The sequence below is a fragment of the Nonomuraea polychroma genome, from assembly GCF_004011505.1.
Classification (GTDB): Bacteria; Actinomycetota; Actinomycetes; order Streptosporangiales; family Streptosporangiaceae; genus Nonomuraea; species Nonomuraea polychroma.
This window is the reverse complement of the sequence record NZ_SAUN01000001.1, coordinates 9,945,772-9,965,175: the sequence shown is the minus strand read 5'-3', so window position 1 is coordinate 9,965,175 and position 19,404 is coordinate 9,945,772. Positions and strand designations below refer to the sequence as shown.

At 69.3% G+C, this 19,404-nt stretch carries 14 protein-coding genes and 1 pseudogene; 9 read left to right on the top strand and 6 right to left on the bottom strand.

All coding sequences use genetic code 11. The features are described 5' to 3' along the window. Positions 1 to 33: 33 nt before the first annotated feature. Positions 34 to 915: a proline dehydrogenase family protein gene (locus EDD27_RS46145; RefSeq protein WP_164904092.1), complete on the bottom strand. Its 882-nt coding sequence runs from the start codon at positions 913 to 915 to the stop codon at positions 34 to 36. 71 nt (positions 916 to 986) lie between these two features. Between EDD27_RS46145 and EDD27_RS46140 the strand changes: the two genes are divergently transcribed. The 8 genes and pseudogenes from EDD27_RS46140 to EDD27_RS46105 all read left to right on the top strand — a co-directional run bounded on the left by EDD27_RS46140 (position 987) and on the right by EDD27_RS46105 (position 13,050). Beyond that, complete coding sequence (locus tag EDD27_RS46140; protein WP_241564618.1) at positions 987 to 1,433, top strand: hypothetical protein; 447 nt, start codon at positions 987 to 989, stop codon at positions 1,431 to 1,433. A 137-nt stretch (positions 1,434 to 1,570) separates the two neighbouring features. Beyond that, a complete protein-coding gene (locus EDD27_RS46135) occupies positions 1,571 to 5,368 on the top strand; it encodes a LamG-like jellyroll fold domain-containing protein (protein ID WP_206641957.1) in 3,798 nt (1,265 codons plus the stop codon). A 184-nt stretch (positions 5,369 to 5,552) separates the two neighbouring features. Further along, on the top strand, positions 5,553 to 7,424 hold the full coding sequence (gene dnaK, locus EDD27_RS46130; protein ID WP_127938796.1) for a molecular chaperone DnaK: 1,872 nt from the start codon (positions 5,553 to 5,555) through the stop codon (positions 7,422 to 7,424). Continuing rightward, positions 7,424 to 8,056, top strand: a complete 633-nt coding sequence (gene grpE / locus EDD27_RS46125) for a nucleotide exchange factor GrpE (RefSeq protein WP_127938794.1) — start codon at positions 7,424 to 7,426, stop codon at positions 8,054 to 8,056. Before dnaK ends, grpE begins: the two co-directional genes overlap by 1 nt. 19 nt (positions 8,057 to 8,075) lie before the next feature. Next, the gene (dnaJ, locus tag EDD27_RS46120; protein WP_127938792.1) at positions 8,076 to 9,248 is read left to right on the top strand and encodes a molecular chaperone DnaJ; all 1,173 of its coding nucleotides are present in this window, start codon (positions 8,076 to 8,078) and stop codon (positions 9,246 to 9,248) included. 3 nt (positions 9,249 to 9,251) lie between these two features. Beyond that, positions 9,252 to 9,575 (top strand): annotated as a pseudogene (locus EDD27_RS46115) (heat shock protein transcriptional repressor HspR); the annotation flags it as partial. Positions 9,576 to 9,607: 32 nt separating this feature from the next. Then, positions 9,608 to 12,181 (top strand): ATP-dependent chaperone ClpB, encoded by a 2,574-nt coding sequence (gene clpB / locus EDD27_RS46110; protein ID WP_127938790.1) that lies wholly within the window; start codon positions 9,608 to 9,610, stop codon positions 12,179 to 12,181. Between the two features lie 191 nt (positions 12,182 to 12,372). Continuing rightward, positions 12,373 to 13,050 (top strand): hypothetical protein, encoded by a 678-nt coding sequence (locus tag EDD27_RS46105; RefSeq protein ID WP_127938788.1) that lies wholly within the window; start codon positions 12,373 to 12,375, stop codon positions 13,048 to 13,050. A gap of 698 nt (positions 13,051 to 13,748) precedes the next feature. On the opposite strand, the gene EDD27_RS46100 is transcribed toward EDD27_RS46105, so the two are convergent. Next, positions 13,749 to 14,279, bottom strand: coding sequence for a tetratricopeptide repeat protein (locus EDD27_RS46100; RefSeq protein WP_241564617.1), 531 nt, complete (start codon positions 14,277 to 14,279; stop codon positions 13,749 to 13,751). Positions 14,280 to 14,451: 172 nt separating this feature from the next. On the opposite strand from EDD27_RS46100, the gene EDD27_RS46095 reads away from it, so the two are divergent. After that, positions 14,452 to 14,778: a hypothetical protein gene (locus tag EDD27_RS46095; RefSeq protein WP_127938786.1), complete on the top strand. Its 327-nt coding sequence runs from the start codon at positions 14,452 to 14,454 to the stop codon at positions 14,776 to 14,778. 80 nt (positions 14,779 to 14,858) lie between these two features. Here the strand turns inward: EDD27_RS46095 and EDD27_RS46090 are convergent, their stop codons facing one another. The 4 genes from EDD27_RS46090 to EDD27_RS46075 are packed head-to-tail and all read right to left on the bottom strand — an operon-like array spanning position 14,859 to position 19,269. Next, positions 14,859 to 15,503: a TetR/AcrR family transcriptional regulator gene (locus tag EDD27_RS46090; RefSeq protein ID WP_164904091.1), complete on the bottom strand. Its 645-nt coding sequence runs from the start codon at positions 15,501 to 15,503 to the stop codon at positions 14,859 to 14,861. Positions 15,504 to 15,559: 56 nt separating this feature from the next. Beyond that, on the bottom strand, positions 15,560 to 17,269 hold the full coding sequence (locus EDD27_RS46085; RefSeq protein WP_127938784.1) for an SDR family oxidoreductase: 1,710 nt from the start codon (positions 17,267 to 17,269) through the stop codon (positions 15,560 to 15,562). A gap of 41 nt (positions 17,270 to 17,310) precedes the next feature. Continuing rightward, on the bottom strand, positions 17,311 to 18,381 hold the full coding sequence (locus EDD27_RS46080; RefSeq protein ID WP_127938782.1) for a CapA family protein: 1,071 nt from the start codon (positions 18,379 to 18,381) through the stop codon (positions 17,311 to 17,313). 60 nt (positions 18,382 to 18,441) lie between these two features. Beyond that, positions 18,442 to 19,269 carry a helix-turn-helix transcriptional regulator gene (locus EDD27_RS46075; RefSeq protein ID WP_127938780.1) on the bottom strand — a complete coding sequence of 276 codons (828 nt, stop codon included), beginning with the start codon at positions 19,267 to 19,269 and terminating at the stop codon, positions 18,442 to 18,444. Positions 19,270 to 19,404 lie beyond the last annotated feature (135 nt).

Sequence of the window (19,404 nt, the reverse complement as noted above, 5' to 3'; positions counted from 1 at the left end):
TGGACGGACGCGGCCGCCGGTCCTGGCCGTGGGTCAGCGGCGGGACAGCAGTGATCTGAGGAAGAAGGTCAGGTTGCGGGGCCGCTCGGCGAGGCGGCGCATGAGGTAGGCGTACCAGTCGGCGCCGTACGGGACGTAGACGCGCATCTGGGCGCCCAGGCCGGCGAGGCGGGCCTGCTCGTCGGGGCGGACGCCGTACAACATCTGGTATTCGAAGCCTGTCACGTCCCGCCCGGAGAGCACGGCGAGCGTGGAGGCGATGCGCACCAGCCTGGGGTCGTGCGTGGCGACCATGGGATAACCGGTGCCGGCCATCAGGACCTTCAGGCAGCGCACGAACGAGCGGTCGATGTCGGCGTCCTTGGTGTAGGCGCCGGGAGCGGTGTAGGCGCCCTTGCACAGGCGTACGCGGGCGCCGCCGAGCTTCTCACAGCGTTCCAGCGACTCCGGCAGGTACGCCTGCACCACCACGCCCACGTCCGGGTGTTCCCTGCGCAGCGCGGCGTGTACGGAGTGCAGTCCCGGGATCGTGTCGTGCTCCTCGGCGTCGAACGTCACCGTGACGTTCTTGTCCGCGGCGGCCCGGCAGATGGCGGCGGCGTGGTCGAGCGCGAGCTGCTCCGACAGCCGCAGCCCGAGCGCGGTGAGCTTGACCGACACGTCGGCGCCCGCGGGCAGCAGGTCGAGCAGTGACAGGTATTCCCTGACGGTGTTCGCGGCCTGCGCCGGGTCCGTCACCTCCTCACCGAGGTGGTCGACGGTGACGAGCAGCCCTCTGCGGGTCAGCTCGTCGATCACGGCGCCGACGTCGTCGGCGACGTAGCGCCTGACCACGTCCCTGGTCAGCGGCAAGGTGGAGATCACGCGCTCGGCGCGTTCGCTCTTGGAGACGGCGAGCAGGGCCTGACGGAGCACGGGACCCACACTAACTCCGGTATGACGCTGAACCGGGGACGGGCCGTATCCGTCACATGAGTATGCGGACAATGACGAAAGCGACTCTTCTGGCCGGATCCGTGGTGCTCGCGACGAGTTGTGCCGCAGCGCCGTCCGCGAAGCAGGCCGCGTCCTCCACACCGGACGCGCCGGTCGCCGTGAGCCCGGTCACCACCGCCCCTACGAAGGGGCCGGAGCCGGTCAAGCCGACAGGCAACGCCATCAACGTCCACAAGGTCCGATGGACCAAGGCCAAGCCGGTCGCCAAGGGCAAGAAGATCCAGCTCATCTGGTCGTCCGGCGTCGCCCCCTGCACCGTGCTGCACAAGGTCAAGGTCAAGGAGACCGGCAAGAAGGTCACGATCACCCTGTACGAGGGCACCGCGCCCAAGGCCAGGAACGTGTCCTGCATCATGATCGCGGTGGAGAAGACCACGACGGTGACGCTGAAGAAGGCGCTCGGCAAGCGCAAGATCGTGGACGGTGCCAAAGCCTGAGGCATAGCTCGTCAAACTGTGACATGTCCATTTACGGACAACCCCAGTGACAACTGATCGATTTGTTGCAATACATCGATCAGTACGCGCGGGCGACGGGGCGCCGGCGGTTATGTCACGCTCCAATGGGGGGATCCGTGAGACGGCTCTTACGCTGCCTGGTTTCCGCTGCCCTGCTTCTCGCCGGCTTGACCGCGCTGTCGTCGCCGGCGGCGGCGCTGCCGCAACGCTTCCACAAGCAGACCATCTTCAGCGGGCTGATCAGCCCGACCAATATCGAGTTCGCCGCCGACGGCCGGGTCTTCGTGGCCGAGAAGGGCGGCTACATCAAGGTCTTCGACTCGCTCTCCGACACCACGCCCACCCTGTACGCCGACCTGCGTACCAAGGTGCACGACTTCTGGGACCGCGGCCTGCTGGGCATGGCGCTGCACCCGAACTTCCCCGCCGACCCGCGCGTCTACGTGCTCTATTCGTACGACGCCGAACCCGGCGGCACCGCGCCACGCTGGGGCCAGGCGAACGAGGACTACGACGAGTGCCCCTCTCCTCCCGGACCGACCGGGGACGGCTGCCGCATCACCGGCCGCCTGTCCGTCATCTCGCCCTCCGGGGCGGAGACCCCGTTGATCACCGACTGGTGCCAGCAGTACCCCAGCCATTCCATCGGCGACCTGCAGTTCGGCCGCGACGGCATGCTGTACGCCTCGGCCGGTGACGGCGCCAGCTTCGAGTTCCCCGACTACGGCCAGGACAACCTCACCAGTTCCGACATCGTGCCGGACAACCCGTGCGGCGACCCGCCCGGCGCGGTGGGCACCGCGCTCACCCCGCCCAGTGCGGAGGGCGGCACGCTGCGTTCCCAGGACCTGCGGACGAACGGCGACCCGACCGGGCTCGACGGCACCATCATCCGGATAAATCCGGACACCGGGGCTGCCGCCCCCGGCAACCCGAACGCCGGTAGCTCCGACCCGAACACGGCCAGGGTCGTCGCCTATGGCCTGCGCAACCCGTTCCGGATCACCCACCGTCCCGGCACCGACGAGATCTGGTCCGGCGAGGTCGGCTGGGGGGCGTACGAGGAGCTCAACAGGATCGCGAACCCGACCGGCGGCGTGGCCAACTTCGGCTGGCCCTGCTACGAGGGCCCGGGGCTGGAGGACGGCTACGACGCGCTCAACCTGACGCTCTGCGAGAACCTTTACGCCGCCGGCCCGTCCGCGCACCAGCAGCCGTACTTCAGCTGGAACCACGACCAGCGCCTCTACACCGGCGACCCCTGCGCGCCGGGCAGCCAGTCCTCCTCCAGCGGCGTGGCCTTCTACAACGGCGGGCCGTACCCCGACGCCTACGACGGGGCCCTGTTCTTCTCCGACTACAGCCGGCGCTGCGTCTGGGTGATGTCCAAGGGGACCAACGGCCTGCCCGACCCTGCCACGGTCTCCTCGTTCGACACCGGCATCGGCACCGTCGAGCTGGAGACCGGCCCGAACGGCGACCTGTTCGCCGTCGACTTCGACAACGGCGCGATCGTCCGCTACATCTACGACAACTCCCCGCCCACGGCGGTGATCAGCGCCACCCCGACCTCCGGCCACGCCCCGCTGACCGTCGCCTTCTCCGGCACCGGGTCGAGCGACGCCGACGGCGATCCGCTGACCTACGCCTGGGACCTCGACGGCGACGGGGAGCTCGACGACTCGACCTCGGCCACGCCGTCGCGCACGTACACGGAGATCGGCTCCTATGTGGTCAGGCTGCGGGTGCGAGACAACCAGGGCGGCCAGGGCGACGCCACGGTCACCGTCAACGTGGGCAACAGCGCCCCCACCGCGGCGATCTCCAGCCCGTCGTCCGCCACGACGTGGGCAGTCGGCGACACGATCGGCTTCTCCGGCACGGGCACGGACCCGGAGGAAGGGGCCATCCCCGGATCCCGCATGACCTGGGCCCTGATCATGCACCACTGCCCCGGCGCCTGCCACGAGCACGAGATCACCAGGTACACCGGCGCGTCCGGCTCCTTCCAGGCGCCCGACCACGAGCACCCGTCGCATCTGGAATTACGGCTGATCGTCACGGACGAGCACGGGCTGACCGACACCAAGAGCGTGCTGTTGCAGCCGAAGACCGTGAACGTGACCTTCCAGACGAATCCGCCGGGCCTCCAGCTCGGCTTCAACCAGGAGCAGACGGTCACGCCCTTCACCCGGACGGTGATCGTCAACTCCAGCAACTCGATCACGGCGCCCTCGCCCCAGAGCGACTACGTGTTCGACGCCTGGTCCGACGGCGGCGCGGCAACGCACAACTTCGCGGCGCCGGCGAGCGCGACCACGTACACGGCGACGTACAAGCCCGCGCAGACCCCGGCCGGACTGGTGGCCGCCTACGGCATGAACGAGGGCGCGGGCACCGCCGTCGGCGACGCCTCTCTCTACGGCAACCCCGGCACGACCACGGCCACCACATGGTCGGCGTCCGGCAAGTACGGCAAGGCCTTGTCCTTCAACGGCTTCTCCAGCTGGGTCACCGTCAACGACGCACCCAGCCTGCGCCTGACCACCGGCATGACCCTCGAAGCCTGGGTCAGACCCACCACCGTCGACAGCTGGCGCACCGTCATCATGAAACAACACACGGGCGGCCTCGCCTACGTCCTGTCCGCCGGCAGCGACACCGACCGACCCCACACCGTCATCCACACCGCCGGCGAAGCCGACATCGGCGGCACCGCCTCACTCCCCCTCAACACCTGGAGCCACCTCGCCGCCACCTACGACGGCACCACACTCCGCCTCCACGTCAACGGCACCCAAGTCAGCCAACGCACCGCAGGCGGACCCATCCGCACCGACAACGGCGCCCTCCGCATCGGCGGCAACAGCATCTGGGGCGAATACTTCACCGGCCTCATCGACGAAGTCCGCATCTACAACCGCGCACTCACCGCCCTCCAGATCCACACCGACATGAACACCCCGATCGGCGAGGAACCGCCGCCCGACATCCAGGCGCCGACCGCGCCCGGGTCGCTCGCGGCGGTCGGCGGCGCCGGCAACGCGCAGCTCACCTGGAGTGCCTCGACGGACAACGTGGGCGTGGAGGGCTACACGGTGCACCGGTCGACGACGCCGGGATTCACGCCGTCGGGAGCGAACCAGGTCGGCTCCTCGCAGACCACCACGTTCACCGACGCGGGGCTCGCCGCGGGGACCTATTACTACCGGGTCCGCGCGTTCGACGCCGCCAGCAACCTCAGCCCCTCGTCGGCCGAGGTGTCCGCCGCCGTCACCGCGCCGCCGGCCAATCCGGGCCTGGTGGCCGCGTACGGCATGAACGAGGGGACCGGATCCACCGTCGCGGACCTCTCCGCCACCGGCAACACCGGCACCCTGACCAACACCTCGTGGTCGGCGAGCGGACGACACGGCTCCGCCCTGGCCTTCAACGGCTCCTCCAGCTGGGTCACCGTCAACGACGCACCCAGCCTGCGCCTGACCACCGGCATGACCCTCGAAGCCTGGGTCAGACCCACCACCGTCGACAGCTGGCGCACCGTCATCATGAAACAACACACGGGCGGCCTCGCCTACGTCCTGTCCGCCGGCAGCGACACCGACCGACCCCACACCGTCATCCACACCGCCGGCGAAGCCGACATCGGCGGCACCGCCTCACTCCCCCTCAACACCTGGAGCCACCTCGCCGCCACCTACGACGGCACCACACTCCGCCTCCACGTCAACGGCACCCAAGTCAGCCAACGCACCGCAGGCGGACCCATCCGCACCGACAACGGCGCCCTCCGCATCGGCGGCAACAGCATCTGGGGCGAATACTTCACCGGCCTCATCGACGAAGTCCGCATCTACAACCGCGCACTGACCACCACCGAGATCCAGACCGACATGAACTCGCCCGTCAGCTGAGCGAACCCGCCCGCAGACCCCCGATGTACGCGCACCACATCGGGGGTCTGCTTTGTCATGCAGAATCGGGAATGCAGCCGCACTCACGAGGGTTGAGTCGAGTAGGCTCAAGTCGTTTGACAAAGACAACAGGCATCCGTAGCTTGAGTCTGACCGACTCAACTTTGACTACAAGGACGTACTCATGGCACGTGCGGTAGGTATCGACCTTGGGACGACCAACTCCGTCGTCTCGATCCTCGAGGGCGGTGAGCCCACCGTCATCGCCAACGCGCAGGGCTCGCGGACCACGCCGTCCGTGGTCGCCTTCGCGAAGAATGGCGAGGTCCTGGTCGGCGAGGTCGCCAAGCGGCAGGCCGTCACCAATGTGGACCGGACGATCCGCTCGGTCAAGCGGGAGATGGGCACCAACTGGTCCCAGGAGATCGACGGCAAGAAGTTCTCGCCGCAGCAGATCAGCGCCTTCGTGCTGCAGAAGCTCAAGCAGGACGCCGAGGCGTACCTGGGCGAGAAGATCACCGACGCGGTGATCACCGTCCCGGCCTACTTCAACGACGCCCAGCGCCAGGCCACCAAGGAGGCCGGCACGATCGCGGGCCTCAACGTGCTGCGCATCATCAACGAGCCGACCGCGGCGGCCCTCGCCTACGGGCTCGACAAGGAGCAGGACCAGACCATCCTGGTCTTCGACCTCGGCGGTGGCACCTTCGACGTGTCGCTGCTCGACGTCGGCCAGGAGGACGGCCACGGCTTCGTCGAGGTCAAGGCCACCTCCGGTGACAACCACCTCGGTGGTGACGACTGGGACCAGCGCGTCGTCGACGAGCTCGTCAAGCGTTTCCAGAACGCGCACGGCGTCGACCTGGCCAAGGACAAGATGGCGCTCCAGCGTCTGCGCGAGGCGGCCGAGAAGGCGAAGATCGAGCTGTCCAGCCAGTCCGAGACCAACATCAACCTGCCCTACATCACGGCGTCGTCCGAGGGCCCCCTGCACCTCGACGAGAAGCTCACGCGCAGCGAGTTCCAGCGGCTGACGGCCGACCTGCTCGAGCGGACCAAGGGCCCGTTCCACCAGGTCATCAAGGACGCCGGCATCAAGGTCGCCGACATCGCGCACGTGGTGCTCGTCGGCGGCTCGACCCGCATGCCCGCCGTGACCGAGCTGGTCAAGGAGCTCACCGGCGGCAAGGAGCCCAACAAGGGCGTCAACCCGGACGAGGTCGTCGCCATCGGCGCCGCCCTGCAGGCCGGCGTGCTCAAGGGCGAGGTCAAGGACGTCCTGCTGCTCGACGTGACCCCGCTGTCCCTCGGCATCGAGACCAAGGGCGGCATCTTCACCAAGATCATCGAGCGCAACACGACGATCCCGACCAAGCGCTCCGAGGTCTTCACCACGGCCGAGGACAACCAGCCGTCGGTGCAGATCCAGGTGTTCCAGGGCGAGCGCGAGATCGCCGCGTACAACAAGAAGCTGGCGACCTTCGAGCTGACCGGCATCGCGCCGGCGCCGCGTGGCATCCCGCAGATCGAGGTCACCTTCGACATCGACGCCAACGGCATCGTCAACGTCTCCGCCAAGGACCTGGGCACGGGCAAGGAGCAGACGATGACGATCACCGGCGGCTCGGCGCTGCCGAAGGACGACATCGAGCGCATGATGCGCGAGGCCGAGTCGTACGCCGAGGAGGACAAGAAGCGCCGCGAGGAGGCCGAGGTCCGCAACAACGCGGACGGGCTGGCCTACCAGACGGAGAAGTTCCTCCGCGAGAACGACGACAAGGTCCCCGGCGACATCAAGACCGAGGTCAACGACGCCCTTGCCGAGCTGAAGAAGGCTCTGGAGGGCACCGACACCGACGCCATCCGCACCTCGGCGGAGAAGCTCGCCACTGTCAGCCAGAAGATGGGTTCGGCGATCTACGCCGCGAGCCAGGGCCAGCAGCAGGCCGGCGGCGAGGGCGCCCCGCAGGACGCGTCCTCGGGTGACGGCCAGAAGGCCGACGAGGACGTGGTCGAGGCCGAGATCGTCGACGACGAGCCGAAGAAGGACAAGTGATGCCGGCGCGTGAAAACGGGCATGAGGAGCCGGTGATCCGCGACAAGCGCAAGATCGACCCGGAGACGGGGCAGGTCAGGGAGACCGCGGCCGCCGACCAGGCGGCCGGGCAGCCGTTCGCCGAGGCGCCGGCTGCGGTCTCCCCCGACGGCGAGCTGGCCGCCCAGCTCGCCGAGCGGACCGCCGACCTGCAGCGGCTCCAGGCCGAATACGTGAACTACCGCAGGCGGGTCGAGCGCGACCGGGCCGCGGTCAGGGAGCAGGCGGTCGCGGGTGCGCTGGTGGAGCTCCTGCCCGTGCTCGACGACATCGGCAGGGCCCGCGACCACGGAGAGCTCACCGGGGGCTTCGCGAAGGTGGCGGAGTCGCTGGAGGCGGCCGTCACCAAGCTCGGCCTCAGCTCCTTCGGACAGAAGGGCGAGCCCTTCGACCCGACCGTCCACGAGGCGCTGATGCACAGCTACTCCCCGGACGTGACCGAGCCGACCGCGATCGAGGTGTTGCAGCCTGGATACCGGATGGGTGACAGGGTGCTCCGCCCGGCGCGCGTGGCCGTGGCAGAGCCCGCCGAGCCCGACGACGCCGCCCCCGCGGCGCCCGACGGTGACGCACAATCCGAAGAAGACAACTGACGAGGACGAAGGGCCCTAGATGAGCACCAAGGACTACTTGGAAAAGGACTACTACGCCGTCCTTGGTGTGCCCAAGACCGCCACCGCCGATGAGATCAAAAAGGCGTACCGCAAGCTCGCCAGGCAATACCACCCCGACAGCAACCAGGGCGACGCGACCAAAGAGGCCAAGTTCAAGGAGGTCTCCGAGGCTTACGACGTCCTGTCGGACAGCAAGCGCCGCAAGGAGTACGACGAGGCGCGCACGCTGTTCGGCTCCGGGGTGGGCGGCCAGCGGCCCGGCGGTGGCGGTTTCCCGTTCGACTTCGGTGACCTGTTCGGCGGGACCGCGCAGCAGGGCCACGGCGGCGCGGGCGAGCGGCTCGGCGACCTGTTCGGCGGGCTGTTCAACCGCGGCGGCTCGACCCGCACGACCACCACGTCCAGGCCGCGTCGCGGCCAGGACATCGAGTCCGAGGTCACGCTGTCGTTCACCGAGGCCGTCGAGGGCACCACGGTGTCGCTCAGGCTGACCAGCTCGGCCGCCTGCGCCGCGTGCACCGGCACCGGCGCCCGGGCGGGCACGACCCCCAGGGTCTGCCCCACCTGCGAGGGCACCGGGGCGGCCAGCCGCAACCTGGGCAACTTCGCCTTCTCCGAGCCGTGCCGCGACTGCAAGGGCCGCGGGCTGATCGTGGACGACCCCTGCCCCGTGTGCGAGGGCAGCGGCCGGGCCAAGAGCACCCGCACCATCCAGGCCCGCATCCCCGCCGGCGTGGCCGACGGCCAGCGGGTCAAGCTCAAGGCCAAGGGCGCCCCGGGCGAGAACGGCGGTCCGGCGGGCGACCTCTACATCCAGACCCACGTCAAGCCGCATGCCGTGTTCGGCAGGTCGGGTGACAACCTGACCATCACCGTACCGGTGACGTTCACGGAGGCCGCGCTGGGCGCCGAGATCAAGGTGCCGACCCTCAAGGGCATGCCGGTCACGTTGCGCATCCCCGCGGGCACGCCCAACGGGCGCACGTTCCGGGTGCGCGGCAGGGGCGTCACCCGCAAGGACGGCACGAAGGGCGACCTGCTCGCCACCGTCGAGGTGACCGTGCCGAAGACGCTCGACGACAAGTCGCGCGAGCTCCTGACCGAGTTCAACACCGCGACCGCGGGGGAGGACCCGCGCGCTGATCTGATTCAGCGAGCCAGAAGCGAGTAGCCGATGGACGCCAATTACTTCGACCTGTCCGACGACACACCCGTCTACGTGATCTCGGTGGCCGCGCAGCTGTCCGGGCTCCACCCGCAGACCCTGCGGCAGTACGACCGGCTGGGCCTGGTCAGTCCTGGCCGGACCGCCGGCCGCGGCCGCCTCTACTCCACAAGAGACATCATCCAGCTCCGCGAGGTGCAGCGGCTCTCCCAGGAGGAGGGCATCAACCTCGCGGGCATCAAGCGGATCCTCGAGCTCGAGAACGAAACTCTGCGGCTGCGTGAGGAGGTTCACCGCCTGCGTGCCGAGATGCGGATGGTCAGAGCGTTGATCCGCTATGAGCTGCCACCGGGGGCCTAGAAGTAATGGACTACAAGCTCACCCAGAAGAGCCAGGAAGCGCTCTCGGGGGCCATGCGGCGTGCCGCCGCTGAGGGCAACCCCGAGATCGCACCGGCGCACCTGCTGACCACGCTGCTGTCGCAGACGGGCGGCACCGCCGTACCGCTGCTCGAGGCCGTCGGCGCCGACTGGCGCACGCTGCGGGCGCGGGCCGAGGAGCTGCTCGCGACGCTGCCGAAGGCGCAGGGCGCGACGGTCGGGGCACCGTCGAGCTCGCGCCAGCTGCTCATGGTGATGAACACCGCGGCCCAGCACGCCAACCGTCTCGAGGACCTCTACGTCTCGACCGAGCACCTGCTCGTGGGCCTGGCCGCCGACGGCGGCCAGGCGGCCGCGCTGCTCAAGTCGCAGGGCGCGACACCGCAGGCGCTGCTCGACGCGTTCGAGAAAGTACGCGGCCACGCCCGCGTCACCAGCGAGACCCCTGAGGACACCTACCAGGCGCTGGAGAAGTACGGCGTCGACCTGACCGAGCGTGCCCGCGCCGGCAAGCTCGACCCGGTCATCGGCCGCGACTCCGAGATCCGGCGCGTCGTCCAGGTGCTCAGCCGGCGCACCAAGAACAACCCGGTGCTGATCGGCGAGCCCGGCGTCGGCAAGACCGCCGTCGTCGAGGGCCTGGCCCAGCGCATCGTGGCCGGCGACGTGCCCGAGTCGCTGCGCAACAAGCGCCTCATCTCGCTCGACCTGGGCGCGATGGTGGCCGGCGCGAAATACCGCGGCGAGTTCGAGGAGCGGCTCAAGGCCGTGCTCTCCGAGATCAAGGAGAGCAACGGGCAGATCGTGACGTTCATCGACGAGCTGCACACCGTGGTCGGCGCAGGGGCGGCCGAGGGCGCGATGGACGCGGGCAACATGCTCAAGCCCATGCTGGCCCGCGGCGAGCTGCGCATGATCGGCGCGACCACGCTCGACGAATACCGCGAGCGCATCGAGAAGGACCCGGCGCTGGAGCGCCGCTTCCAGCAGGTCTACGTGGGCGAGCCCACGGTCGAGGACACGATCGCGATCCTGCGCGGGCTCAAGGGCCGCTACGAGGCCCACCACCAGGTGCAGATCGCCGACAGCGCGCTGGTGGCCGCCGCCGCGCTGTCCGACCGCTACATCACCAGCCGCTTCCTCCCCGACAAGGCCATCGACCTGGTCGACGAGGCCGCCTCTCGGCTGCGCATGGAGATCGACTCCCGTCCCGTGGAGATCGACCAGCTCCAGCGCAACGTCGACCGCATGAAGATGGAAGAGCTGGCCCTGTCCAAGGAGACCGACGAGGCTTCCGTCCAGCGGCTTGAGCGGCTCCGCAAGGAGCTGGCCGACCGCCAGGAGGAGCTCAACGCCCTCGTCGGCCGCTGGGAGCACGAGAAGGCCGGACTCAACAAGGTCGGCGAGCTGAAGAAGCAGCTCGACGAGGCCCGTGGCGCCGCCGAGCGGGCGCAGCGCGACGGCGACTTCGAGGCCGCCTCGCGGCTGATGTACGCCGAGGTACCGCGGCTGGAGCAGGCGCTGAAGGCCGCCTCAGAGGCCGCGCCACCGGAGAACGCCATGGTCAAGGAGGAGGTCGGGGCCGACGACATCGCCGAGGTGATCTCGTCGTGGACCGGCATCCCCGCGGGGCGCCTCCTGGAGGCTGAGACGGCCAAGCTGCTGCGGATGGAGGAGGAGCTGGGCCGGCGGCTCATCGGCCAGCAGCAGGCCGTACAGGCCGTCTCCGACGCCGTACGGCGCAGCCGGGCCGGCATCGCCGACCCCGACCGGCCGACGGGCTCGTTCCTCTTCCTCGGCCCGACCGGTGTGGGCAAGACGGAGCTGGCCAAGGCACTGGCGGAGTTCCTGTTCGACGACGAGCGGGCGATGGCCCGCATCGACATGAGCGAATACTCCGAGAAGCACAGCGTGGCCAGGCTCGTCGGCGCGCCTCCCGGTTACGTCGGCTACGAGGAGGGCGGCCAGCTCACCGAGGCCGTGCGGCGGCGCCCGTACACCGTCGTGCTGCTCGACGAGGTGGAGAAGGCTCACCCCGAGGTCTTCGACATCCTCCTCCAGGTGCTCGACGACGGGCGGCTGACCGACGGCCAGGGCCACACGGTCGACTTCCGCAACACGATCCTGATCCTCACCTCCAACATCGGCTCTCAATACCTCATCGACCCCAAGCTGGAGAACGGCGCCAAGCGGGAGGCCGTCATGGGGGCGGTGCGCACTTCCTTCAAGCCGGAGTTCCTCAACCGCCTCGATGACGTGATCCTCTTCGACGCGCTGGGGACGGAGGAGCTGGCGCAGATCGTCGACCTGCAGGTCGAGCGCCTGGCGCGGCGCCTGTCCGACCGCAGGCTGACGCTGGACGTCACGCCGGCGGCGCGCGAGTGGCTGGCCCTGACCGGCTACGACCCGATGTACGGCGCCCGGCCGCTGCGCCGCCTGGTCCAGTCGGCCATCGGCGACAAGCTGGCCAGGTCCGTGCTGTCGGGGGAGGTCGTGGACGGCGACAAGGTCATCGTCGATCTCGGCGACGACGAGTTGCTCATCCAGCGAGCCGCCTGAGCCCGCCTGACACTGCCGGAGCCCGGAGATCTGATTGCGATCTCCGGGCTCCGGCGTGTCACGGCACGGTCATCGGGGCCGGTTGCTCGGTAAGGTTCGGCCCACTCTTCGGACAAGCCCCACTCGGGCCGCCTCGGCTGCGACTACGTTCGGCGTTCGTCAGAGCACCGACATCGATCAGGGGGCGTGCGGTGTCATCCCAGAAGATCCGAAGCGTCGCCGCTGCGGCGGCCCTGGCCGCGGGCGTCATCTGGCTCGCCGTCGCAGCCCCGCAGGCGTCGGCCTGCAACGGGCTTTCCGTGGCGACGTCGGACTCGGCCGCTCGGGACTGCCGCGAGGGCCGCGGGCTGCACCTTCACGATGGCCCTCCAGGCGCCGGCATGCGCTCCCCGGAAACGGTCCCCCTCAGCACCGCCATCGGGCGGCTGGCCAGGCAGGCCGGCCTGAGTGGCCTGGCCGCCGGGAACCCCGCGCCCGGCCTGGCCGACCTCGGTGGGATGGTGGCGACCTGGGGCATGCCCTCACCGGCCTCCGCCTCGCCCGAGCTGTTCCCCTTGAAGAGGGGCCCGGCCGGGATGGAGGACCTGTCCACCGCGGCCCACGTCCCGGCGCTGCCATCCCTTCCAGGCAGGCCGCTGATGGAACGGGTCTCGAACGAGATGCCGATCGGCCACGGGCCGCAGCATGGCACTGCCCCGGCCACCGAGGGTTCGAGGGGCCCGGAGAAGCCGACGCACGCGATCGGGACGGAGGCCATAGGCGAGCTGTTGCCCAAGGCCGTGCCGGGCCTCGGGAACACCTCCGTACTGCCGGGCGCCGCGGGGACGGATGGCCTCTCGGTCCTGGTCAACGGCGTCAGCCTGCGGTGAGCAGGCTGCGTCCCAGCCGCCTCGTCCGGGCGCGGGCCGTGCCTGCCGCGCCCGGCGCCCCCTAGCCGGAGGGGCCGCGTCAACCCGAGACCGCGGCCCCTCCGGCCCCCTGCACCCCGGCCCGACCCGTCCCGACAACCCCGCCTTGGAACGCCGGCCTCCCACAGAAACCGCTGTGGGAGGCCTTCGGTGTCTCTGGGCGCCGGGACCGCCGACGTCCTGGTCCACCGCTGGGCAAGCCCCACCGGGCCGGCGAGGCACGCAGTGTCGCGGAGAAGCCCAGCGCCCCGGCGAGACGCCCCATGGCCCGCCCCAGACTCCCGGCCACCCGGTGAGGCGCTCAGCGGGCCAGCGAGCCGCACAGCGGGCCGAGGAGGCGCGTAGCAGGTCGAGGAGGCGCGTAGCAGGTCGAGGAGGCGCGTAGCAGGCCGGTGAGACGCCAGGCGGGCAGGGAGGGCAGGGAGGCGCCAGAGGGTCGGGGAGGCGCGACGGAGCCGGTGTACGTGCGCATGCGCTGCCCCTAGAGGCCTGCACCATCTCGCCAAGGCCCGTCAGTCCGAAAGAACGGGGCGCGTGGTCACAGCGGTCTCTTGAGGCGCAGCCGTCACTTGAAGGGGCATGCCGACATGGACCACGTGCGCGGATGGACGATCGCGCACGCCTAGGGTCGGTCCAAGCCGACCGGCCGCAACCGCTCGTCAGTGGACGAGCGCGTCCAGTTCGTCCTCCGGCAGCCCCAGATCGACCCTGATGCGGTAGCGCGTACGCAGCGCTGCCACATGCTCCGGATCGCTCTCGTCGGATCCCAGCGCGGCCTGGGTGGCCCACTCGAGCCCGCCCTGCAGATCCCCGTACGCCACCAGCGTCTCGGCGATCGTGTGAGCGGTCGCCGTGGACACGCCGCCCTCCGCGCGTATCGTCTCGATGATCTCCCTTGCCTCATCGGCCCGGTTGAGCTCGAACAGCGTGTCGGCGATGCCGGCACGCGGATCGAAACCCGCCTCGCCACCGTCCTCGACCGCGCGCTGGAAGCACTCCATCGCGCGTGCGGGCTGGCCCGCCGCTCGCCATTCCTCGGCGGCGAGGACCAGGATGGACGCCCTGGAGACGTCGCCGGACGAGTAGTCGAGCGCGACGTCGTAGAGCCGACTGGCCAGGGAACTGTGGTCGTCGTCCAACAGGGCCTGGTCAAGCAGACGATCAAGGTGCTCACGGGTCACATGCGCCACACCGCGAGACTACCGAGCCACCCGGCGGTTTGCCCGGTCAATGCACATCGCCGGTCAGTACGAAATTCGGTAACGACTCGTCCAACCATGCTCACAGTACGCGTGTTTGTGCAGCTCATAGGGCATATATCGGTTGCTTTGCGCCTTGCGAGCGGAAGGGGCTGTGATGGGCATGTCCAAGCAGATGACCTTCGCGCTGGCCTGTCTGGTCGTGCTGTCGGCTGTCGTCCCCGGTGTGGCCGGTTACCTGTCGGCCCGGCTGGAGGCCATCGAGGCCGCCGAACGCAACCTGCGGGCCCTCGAAACGAGGCTGGATCTCCGCGAGGCCCGGGACGCGCGCCCGGTGTCGTTCCCGGCGCCTTGCCTGCGCACGCCTCCTGGGCCCCACCTTCAGCAGGTGCCGGCGACCGCGCTCGGTCACGGCAAGCACTGGCCCCATGACGTTCCTTCCTGGCTGCCGGGGCTGCTGAAGCAGGTCCAGGACGCCATGGAGCACTGATCTCCGGCTCACCCTCCGGCCCGCCGTGCACGCGAACGCCGGCAAGCTCGCGCTCACGGCCCTCTGACGGCTGCACGGCCCTATGCCGGCGGCGACCAGGATTTCAGCTGGCGGGACAGGAAGCTGCGGATCAGCTGCTTGGCGGCGTCGATGATCTCCGGAGCACCGTCGGGGTCGCGGCGGAAGGCCAGCTTCAGCACGGCGTCCCCGGCCTCGACCGCCACCAGCACGGCGAGGTCCAGCTCTGGGCTGTCGGCCAGCCCGAACTCCTTCAGGAACAGCCCGCGCAGCCGCCCCGCGATCACCGTGTTGTTGTCGGAGTCGGAGTCGAGCATGTTGAGGTCGACGGCATCACCGAAGTGCAGGCTCTTGAAGCCGGCGACCGTCCTGTGCATGTCGACGTATTCGTCGATGATCGCGTCCACCGCCTCCCACCAGCCGCGATGGTCCTCTTCCAGGAACCTGTGGCCGACCCTGCGGACGAACTCCTCGACGTTACGCCGGGCGACTTCCTGGGTGATGGCCCGCTTGTCGGGAAAGAACTGGTAGACCGAGCCGATCGCCACGCCCGCGCGCTCTGCAATGCGGGTGGTGGACAAGGCCTCGTATCCGGTCTCGTCGAGCAGCTCGGCACAGGCGTCGAGCATGCGCTCGACCCGCCGCGCGCTGCGGCGCTGTGCGGGCTGCCGCCTCAGAGTCTGGGGCTGGGCACAATCGTCATCCATTTGCGGCGAAGACACGGATTCATCTTCTCCCGCGCGGGCGATCGTTACCTGAAAGTTTATGGATTTCTTACCGTCCCGCCCAGCCGGGCCAGCCCGCGCATCGCCCGCGGCGAAATCCTCGACAGGACGTAGCCTATTTTGCCTTCCAGATTGACCGGTACGACCGCCTGATTCCGGTGCACCGCCCGCAGGATGTGGGCGGCCACCCGCTCGGGCGGGTACCGGCGCCGCGCCAGCCCGCGTACGGCCTCTTCACGCAGGTCCCGCCCCACGTACGTGGCGTGCCGCGCCAGGGGCGTGGACACGAAGCCGGGGCAGACGGCGCTGACGCCGATCCCGTGCCCGGCCAGTTCGGCCCTGAGACAGTCGCTGAGCATCTTCACGGCCGCCTTCGAGACCGAGTACGCGGGCAACATCCTGGACGGCGCGAACGCGGCCAAGGAGGCGATGTTGACGATGTGTCCCCCCTGGCCGCGCTCCACCATGGCGGCCCCGAACAGCAGGCAACCATGGACGACGCCCCAGAGATTGACGTCGATCGTCCTGCGCCAGTCGGCAAGCGTATGGTCGAGGATCGGCCCGGCGACCGCGATCCCGGCATTGTTCACCACAATGTCCGGCACCCCATATTCAGCGATGATATTTCGCGAAAAGTCTTCCATTTGATCGATATTCGCGACATCCACCTGCTTGGCCCAGGCAGTGCCCCCAAGGTCCTCGACGATCCCGCGCGCGACCCGTGCGGCGGCGTCGGCGTCGATGTCCGCGCAGATCACCTCGCCCCCGTGGGCGGCGAACGCCCGCGCCGTGGCCAGCCCGATCCCCGACCCGGCCCCGGTGACCACCACCAGCCGGTCCTCGAACGCGCCGCGCCGCGCCCCCGCCCGCGCCCGCCGCAGCTCTCTGGACGCGGGTGCGCCCTCCACGTGGGCGGCGAACTCGGCGATCATTCCTGCGACGAGCTCGGGATGGCTGCGCTGCGCCCAGTGGCCTGCCGCGATCTCGCGGTGCCACAACCTGGGCACCCACTGACCGATCGAGGCGAGCAGCGCCGGTGTGACGAAGTCGTCCCTGGTGGGCTCGATGAGCTGCACGGGAACGTCTCCGACGGCCGGGCTGAGATCAGGGTCCGCGACCGTGACAGGCATGTTCCGCCGGTACAGCCACAGCCCGTTGTGCCCGTCCTTGACCAGCGTCTCGGCGGGATGGCCGGCCCGCGCCACGACCCCGTCGCCGAAGCCCCGCGCGATCAGCCGGGGCAGGATCGTCTTCCACACGAGTTCCGGCGCCACGGGGACCAGGAACCCGCCGATGTACCAGGACCTGATCAGCTGCGCGGCGACCTCGCGCCGCCTGCCGTGCCGCAGGAAGTGCGCCGCCTGACGCAACCCCGGCCCGCCGACGCTGGTGAACGAGGCCACCCGCGCCGTCATCCCGGGCCGCGCCAGCACCTCCCAGCCCTGCAGCGACCCCCAGTCGTGCCCGACGAGATGCACTGTGGGCTTTCCCAGGGCGTCGAGCACGGCCGAGAGATCGTCCATCAGCCGGTCGAAGCCGTAGTCGCGGCGGTCCCGCGGCTCGGTGGACGCCCCGGCCCCGCGTACGTCGTACCGCACCACATGGAAGCGGTCGCGCAGGAGCGCGACCACCTCGTCCCAGACCCGATGCGTGTCCGGATAACCGTGCAGCAACAGCACCGTCGGCTGGGCCGGATCACCGTCCTCGAAAACCGCCAGCCGCACGTCACCGGACTCGACCCACCGCATCGCGACCTCCTATTGGACGAGCTGTCCAAAATATAGATCGGTCAGGGCCGGGCTGCCAGCCCGGTGCAGGAACGCAGCGCCTTCCAGTCCGCCACCGCCTGGGTCCTCGCGGAGCCGGTCATCGGCACTGGGACACCGCCCTGGATGGTGGCCGGCGTCCAGCTGTCCTTCAGCACCTTCCGCCCGTTGATCGTCAACGTCAACACCCCGGTCCTGCCGGTGGTCGCCGGATTGGAGTTGTAGAAGACGAAGTTGCCCATGCCGTAGTTCACGTACGCCTTGCCGAGATATCCGGACCCGAGCAGGATGTGCGCGTGCCCGCCGACGATGACGTCCGCGCCGGCTTTGACCAGCTTGGGGGCCAGCGAGAGCTGGGCCTGGTTCGGGCACTTCTGCATCTCGGTGCCCCAGTGCAGGTGGACGATCACGGTGTCGGAGTTCTTACGTGCCTGCCGCACCGCCCGTAGCAGGCTGGCCTCGTCCTTGGCCGAGGCCAGCCCGCCCTTGTCGGCCGTCGCCGTCCACGACTGGATGAACTCCGCGTCCATCACCTGAGTGGCGCCGATGATCGCCACCCGGTTCCCGTTCACGACCTTCCTGTACGGCTTGTACGCCTCCGCCGCGTTCTTCCCGATCCCCACCACGGGATACTTGCTGCGCTTGATCGCCGCCAGCGAGTCGGCCAGCCCGCTCTCCATGTAGTCCATGCCGTGGTTGTTCGCCATCGACACGACGTCCACCCCGGCGGCCTTCAACGCGGTGAACGTGCTCGCGGGCGCCCGGAACGTGTACTGCTTGCCCGGCGCCGGCGTGCCCGCGGTGGTGATCGCCGTCTCCAGGTTCACCATCGCTAAGTCGGCCCGGCGCAACACGCTCGCGATGGGCCCGAGCGCGGTGCGCGGGTTCGCCAGCCTGGGCCGCAGAATCCCCTCGAAGTGCACGTCCCCACCGAAGGAGATGGTGTACGGCCGCCGCTCCGGCGTCGGCTTCTCCGTCGGCGAGGCGGCCGCCTGCTGATCGACCTTCTTGCTCTGCAACTCCTGCTCAGGCGCCGATGAACACGAGGCAAGCAAGGCGACAGCGAACAACGGGAGGGCATGGGGGAATCTCATCTGCCGCCATTTCCGCTCGAATCCTGACTTTCAGGGATCGAGCATGCCATGTACGGCAGATTAGTGGGCAGACCCCACCAATTTGCTCATTGCGGACCTGGTCGCGTCGTCCATCGGCGTGTACACGATCACCCGGATCTCCGGGACGGCCGTGAGGCTGGTCGTGCTGAACCGCAGCTGCCCCAGCTCCGCGTGCTTGAACGTCTTCGCCCTCGGCCCGGGCTCGGCCACGTCCTGCCTGGCCCACAACCGCGCGAACTCGGCGCTCTCGGCACTGAGCCGGCGGACGAAGTCCTGCCAGCACGGGTCGTCCGCGTGCCGGCTGTAGGCGCTTCTGAAGACGGCGACCGCTCGCGCCAGCTCCTGGTCGCGGTTGAGCAGCATGGCGGACAGCGCGGGGTTGAGGCAGGTCTGCCAGAGCGAGTTGCGCTCCGCCTCGGGCGCGTTGACGAGTTCGGGGAACAGCGCGGCGTAGGCGTCGTTCCAGGCGAGGGCGTCGCAGCGGCCGTTGGAGACGACGGCCGGCATGTCGCCGAGCCGGTCGAGTATGCCCTGGAGCTCGGGCGTGACGTGCCCCGAGTCCACGGTGACAGGATCCTCGGCGTGGCCCGCCAGTCGGTAGAGGTGTTGCCGCTCGGCGCTGTCGAGCCGCAGCGTACGCGCGATCGCGTCGAGCACCTGGGTGCTGGCGTTGATCGGCCGCCCCTGCTCCAGCCACGTGTACCAGGTCACGCCCACCCCGGCCAGCTGGGCGACCTCCTCGCGCCGCAGGCCAGGGGTGCGCCTGCGCGGGCCGGGCGCCAGATCCACCATCTCCGGGGTGATCCGCTCACGACGCGTCCGCAGGAACGCCGACAGATCCGCACGTTTCGCCGTCGCCACCGCCATATAGCCACCTGTTATCCGGTTACCGTCAGTACCAGTATAAATGGGCTCTCGTTACTGGTACTGAAACACCGGCAGACTGAGCAGCATGACACAAGCTGCTGCTTTCACCTCTACCGTGGACACAAACCCACAGAG